The sequence below is a fragment of the Mesorhizobium sp. WSM4810 genome (assembly GCF_055811235.1).
Window position 1 is genome coordinate 1 of the sequence record NZ_JBVVQV010000083.1, and the last position, 940, is coordinate 940.

Annotated in this window: 1 protein-coding gene and 1 pseudogene; both read right to left on the reverse strand. The window is 59.8% G+C overall.

Annotated elements, in window-relative coordinates:
* Window positions 1-90: 90 nt before the first annotated feature.
* Window positions 91-750 (reverse strand): annotated as a pseudogene (locus AC0L3O_RS35375) (tyrosine-type recombinase/integrase); the annotation flags it as partial.
* The coding region (locus AC0L3O_RS35380) for a hypothetical protein (protein ID WP_473618147.1) at window positions 737-940 on the reverse strand (204 nt) is incomplete at its 5' end. The gene AC0L3O_RS35380 and the pseudogene AC0L3O_RS35375, both read right to left, overlap by 14 nt.

A 940-nucleotide genomic window follows, 5' to 3' on the forward strand; every position in this document is an offset into this window, starting at 1 on the left:
CGGTCGGGCAGGTCCTGAACTGCTGAGAGCACGAATGCTGCCGCCGCTCCACACAAAGTGAGGAAGAACCTAATTAAGTGCCAAATGACACCGGCTCTTGCCGGTGGTGACCACGATCGCATCCTCGCCGACATGCGACCACGCCAGGCGAACCAGGTCGCCGGCGCGCAGGCCGGTGTGGGCGGCGAGGTCGATAGCGTGCTGAACCTCGATCGAGCAGTGCGGCCGGATGCGGGCAATGTCTTCGTCGGTCCAGATGATGTCCGAACGCGAATTGCTGTAGAGCTGTTTGATACCTTCGCAAGGGTTGGAGGCAATTTGGCCGAGTGGATCGACCGCATGTGAGAGCACGCGGGAGAGAACCTGCATGCCGTAATCGGCTGACCGGGGCGTCTCGGCATATGCCGCTCGCCACCGGCGGATTATTGGTCTGATCTTTTCCGATCGATCGAACTGGGCGATGCGCAGCTCCCCAAAATGGCCGGCAATCCGGTCGAGCCAGGGCCCCCAGTTACGTCGCGTCGACTCGGCGAGTTTCTTGTAGTCGGCGCTCGCCTTGTATTGCGTGACCAACGATCGAAAGCGGTTGTTGTCAGGTGTCGTGCGACTGGCAATCGCCTCATTGTAGGAGGCGAGGAATTCCGGTGTGCTTGGCATCCCAGCAAGGCGCGGACCACCGCGCCAAGTATACCAATAGACCCTGCCCTTGGCCGTGACCCGGTGTAGGCCCTTCAATTCAAGCGTGACCATGATGCTTCGCCTCGAACGCTGTCAGTTCACCGTCGAGTTGATCCTCGTTGCTGACCGGAGAACGTGCCGCCGGCGTATCGATGCCCGACAGGGCATCAATGGCATGATCTACCTGTTTAGTCCCGGCATTTGATGGGTGGGATCGAGTCGGAACCGTTCGGGCTCTTTTGCCCAGATTTTGCAGATGAAC